Annotated in this window: 4 protein-coding genes and 1 other annotated feature; of the genes, 2 read left to right on the forward strand and 2 right to left on the reverse strand. The window is 62.4% G+C overall.

Features of this window, described 5'->3' with window-relative positions; genetic code table 11:
- Positions 1 to 31 precede the first annotated feature (31 nt).
- A protein-coding gene (locus B384_RS17680) for an IS3 family transposase (protein WP_156808956.1) occupies positions 32 to 1,296 on the reverse strand; the annotation gives its coding sequence in 2 pieces (ribosomal slippage) (positions 32 to 993 and positions 993 to 1,296; 1,266 coding nt in all).
- Positions 863 to 997 (reverse strand) — a sequence feature (AL1L pseudoknot). Its footprint overlaps the gene before it by 135 nt.
- A 201-nt stretch (positions 1,297 to 1,497) precedes the next feature.
- On the opposite strand from B384_RS17680, the gene B384_RS20750 reads away from it, so the two are divergent.
- Together B384_RS20750 and istB are read left to right on the forward strand one after the other, a co-directional pair.
- Entirely contained in the window at positions 1,498 to 2,070 is a 573-nt protein-coding gene (locus B384_RS20750) for a Mu transposase domain-containing protein (protein ID WP_192813054.1), read from the forward strand.
- Positions 2,067 to 2,843, forward strand: a complete 777-nt coding sequence (gene istB, locus B384_RS17690; RefSeq protein WP_019481874.1) for an IS21-like element helper ATPase IstB — start codon at positions 2,067 to 2,069, stop codon at positions 2,841 to 2,843. The genes B384_RS20750 and istB overlap by 4 nt, the downstream gene beginning before the upstream one ends.
- On the opposite strand, the gene B384_RS0104115 is transcribed toward istB, so the two are convergent.
- A protein-coding gene (locus B384_RS0104115; RefSeq protein WP_156808958.1) for an IS3 family transposase occupies positions 2,829 to 3,976 on the reverse strand; the annotation gives its coding sequence in 2 pieces (ribosomal slippage) (positions 2,829 to 3,703 and positions 3,703 to 3,976; 1,149 coding nt in all). The two genes, istB and B384_RS0104115, sit on opposite strands and share 15 nt — an antisense overlap.
- Between the last annotated feature and the right edge of the window lie 49 nt (positions 3,977 to 4,025).

Here is a 4,025-nt window from a genome sequence, read left to right on the forward strand (position 1 = left end):
TGAACCGCTCTGGGTTTGATGGAGACTCGCGCTATTTGATTTCCGCCAGCTGAGCGTGGTCGGTTTGGTCAGCATAGAACATCTGCTCGAACTCCGCGGGTGGAACATCGCCGAGGTAGCCGTGGAGGCGTTGGGTGTTGTGCCAGTGGACCCAGCCGAGGGTCGCTAGCTCGAGGTCTTCGACCGTCTTCCACGGTCCGGGTCGGGCGGGGCCGCGGACGAGTTCGGTCTTGTAGTAGCCGTTCACCGTCTCCGCGAGGGCGTTGTCGTAGCTGTCACCGACGGTCCCGATCGAGGGTGTTGCGCCGATTTCCGCGAGACGTTCGCCGTAGCGGATCGACGTGAATTGACTGCCCGCATCGCTGTGGCATCGAAGATCCTCGTGGTGAGCACCACGACCCCAACGGGCCATTTCGATCGCGTCGAGAACCATTTCGGTGCGCATGTGCGACGCGCATCGCCACCCGACGATCATCCGGCTGAACACGTCAATGATGAAACAGACGTACCCGACGCCGGCCCATGTCGGGACGAAGGTCAGGTCGGTCACCCAGAGCCGGTTCGGGGCCGCCGCGGTGAACTCCCGCCGGACTAGATCCGGGTGCCGCGCCGCAGCCGGGTCAGCCCTGGTCGTTTTGACCCGCTTCGAGCGTGTCGCGCCCTCGATGCCGGCGGCGCGCATCAACCGGCCCGTCTGGTCGCGGCCGATGTCCATTCCGGCCCGGCACGCAGCTTTCCAAAGCTTACGGACCCCGTAGACGCGGTAGTTGTTCTCCCACAGGGCCACTAGATCGGGTATCAGAACCGCGTCGCTGACGGTACGCGCGGACGGTGCACGGTCCCTCGCGGCGTAGTACGTGCTCGGAGCCACCTGCAACAGGCTGCAGATGGGCTCGACTCCAAGCGGGCGACCCTCAACGACGTCGTTCTTGTTCGCGTCGATGAACGCGACTACTTCCGGTGTTGGCGGTCGAGCTCCGCCCCGAAGAAACTCGCAGCCCGTTTCAGGATTTCGTTCGCCCGACGCAGCTCCCGTACTTCTTGCTCAAGGTCCCGCATCCGGCCCGCATCCGCAGTACTCACACCGGCGACGTGCCCGTCATCGATGTCGGCTTGCTTGACCCACGACCGCACCGACTCAACCCCGTATCCGAGCTGAGTAGCCACCCGATGGACCGTCCCGTGCTCGGTCCCAAGCTCTGCCCGCAAGGTTCGAACCATCCGCACCGCTGCGGCTTTCTCCTCCGGCGAATACCGACGTGCCGTCGGCCTCCCAGTTCCCTGACTCTTTGCCATGACTCTATTCTCGATTCCAAGGTCAGAAGCCTCCAACAAACCCAGGGCGGTTCAGTCCCGGCGCGCCTGTTGTGGGACAACGAATCCGGTATCGGCCGTCGCCAGCCTACGGAGCCGGTGGCTGCGTTCGCCGGGTCTCTGGGGTTGGAAGTTCGGTTACTCCCGCCGCGGGACCCGGAGTCCAAGGGCATGGTGGAGCGGATGAACAGGTTCTTCCGGCAACGTTTCATGCCGGGCCGGGATTTTGCCTCGCCAGCGGATTTCAACAACCAGCTCGATGAGTGGTTACCAACGGCTAATCACCGGTATTCACGTTCCCGCCATGGACGACCCGATGAGCTGATCATCCTGGACCGCCAGAAGATGCGCCCGTTACCGCCGGTGACCCCGGGCACGGTGTTCGCCAATACGGTCCGCCTGCCACGGGACTATTACGTACGGGTGTTCTCCAACGATTACTCCGTTGATCCCTCGTTCATCGGGCGGATCGTTGATGTCATCGCCGATCTGGACACGGTCACGGTCACCCACGACGGCGTCACTATCGCTTCGCATGCCCGGGTGTGGGCCCGGCACCTGGTGATCACCGACCCAGCCCACGTGGCCCGGGCGGCGGTGATGCGCCGGGACTTCCACGCCCAACGAGCCCACCGACCCGACATGGTGGAAGCAAGGGTGGTGGAGTCCGTGCAGGTCCGCGATCTCGGTGTCTATGACGAGATATTCGGCATCGACCACGACCAGCAGCCAGCGCTGGCAGAGGTGGCCTCATGACCGAGACACCAGCCCAGATCGAGTACTACGCCCGGGCGTTGCGCGCCCCGCGGATCAGTGACGGGTTCCGCCGGCTCGGGGACCAAGCCAGGGACGCAGGATGGTCTCACGAGGAATACCTCGCCGCGGTCCTCTCCCGTGAAGTCTCCGAACGCGAAGCTTCTGGTGCGGCGACCCGGATCAAAGCCGCGAGGTTCCCCGCGCATAAGGAGCTGAAGGAGTTCAACTTCGATCATCAGCCCTCCGCGGACCGGAACCTGATCGCGCACCTGGGCACCGGGGTGTTCCTCTCCGAGGCCAAGAACGTGGTCCTGCTCGGCCCGCCGGGGACCGGGAAAACCCACCTCGCGGTCGGTATCGGGATCAAAGCAGCCAAAGCAGGGCATCGGGTTCTCTTCGACTCCGCGACCGGGTGGGTCGCCCGGCTGCAAGAGGCGCATTCCCGCGGGAAACTACCCCAGGAACTGGCCAGGTTACGCCGCTACAGCCTCTTGATCATCGACGAGGTAGGTTATATCCCGTTCGATCAGGACGCAGCGAACTTGTTCTTCCAACTCGTCTCCAGCCGCTACGAACACGCCTCCCTGATTCTGACCTCGAACCTGCCCTTCGCCCGCTGGGGTGATGTTTTCGGGGACCTGACCATCGCCTCAGCCATGATCGACCGGATCGTTCACCACGCCGACGTCATCAGCCTCAAAGGCAACAGCTACCGGCTCTCAAAGCACCTGGTTGGGCCCCCGTTAGCAGTCCAGTGGCTATGCGATAGCTAGTTGGTTTCCTGCGGTCCAGTTTTCCCAGTAAGCCGACGGTGTCATTCCATCGAGGGATCCATGGGGCCGTTCATGATTGTAGATCTGTTTCCATTCATCAGCTAAGTATTTTGCTTCGGCCAAGGTGTCGATGATTTCTCCGGTGAGTTGTTCCCTTCTGAATTGGGCGTTGAATGACTCGGCGTACCCGTTCTGCCACGGCGACCCCGGGTCAATAAAAGCGGTCTCCACGCCGGCGGTTTGGCACCAGCTGATCAGTGCTGCGGCAGTGAATTCCGGCCCATTATCGGAGCGGACATGGGTCGGGACGACACCGGTTTCAGCGATGATGTCCTCAAGCACGGCGACCACATCCGTCGCGGTGAAAGACCGCCGCGGGATGATCGCCAGCGCGGTACGGGTGTATTCATCGATCACGTTGAAAAACCGCACATGCCGCCCGCAGGAGGTCACATCGGATTGGAAGTCGAAGCTGACCACATGCATCGGATACTGAGCAGTTAGCCGTTTCTGCTCCCCAGCCCCGGGCCCGGTGCGGCGTTTCTTCCTTGCCTTGGGTTTGCAGGTGAGTCCCTCGAGGCGCCACAGCCGGCGCACCCGCTTCGGATTCAGTGCCACCCCAACCCACTGTTGCTGGCCCAGGAGGTGCCAGCGTGCCTTCCGCCAACCCCAGGTCGGGTGCTTCCCCGCAATAGCCCGCAGATCGGCCCGTAGCTGGTGGTCTTCGAAGCTGGCCACCGGCCGTGCCTTGCGCAGGGCGGACCGGTTCTGGCCCAGGATCTTGCAGGCGAGTCTTTCGGACGCCCCGAACTTCTCCTGCGCCATGCGCACTGCACGGCGGCGAGGTTCGGGGCTCAGAATTTTCCCTTCGCCACCTCATTGAGAATGTCGATGGTCAGTTCCTTCTCCGCAACCAGCTTCTTCAGCCGGGCGTTCTCTTTCTCGAGCTCCCGTACCGCTTTGGTTTGGCCGGCGTTGTGCTCGGAACCGTATTGGTTCACCCACCGGTACCAGGTCGCCTCGGTGACCTGCAGTTCCTTCACGACCTCAATCATCGGCCGTCTATCGTTGAGCATCTTTTGGCCCTGACGGACCTTCGCGATGACCTGATCAGGGGTATGTCTACGTGCCATAAAAGTGAATTTCCTCCTGCACCCATTATCGGATGCGAAACTCACATAA

The organism is Arthrobacter sp. TB 23 (assembly GCF_000294595.1).
Lineage (GTDB): Bacteria > Actinomycetota > Actinomycetes > Actinomycetales > Micrococcaceae > Arthrobacter_D.

Excerpts from the sequence above, each read along its gene's own strand:
- B384_RS20750 (WP_192813054.1), top strand. The coding sequence starts at position 1,498 with ATGAACAGGTTCTTCCGGCAACGTTTCATGCCGGGCCGGGATTTTGCC.
- istB (WP_019481874.1), top strand. The coding sequence starts at position 2,067 with ATGACCGAGACACCAGCCCAGATCGAGTACTACGCCCGGGCGTTGCGC.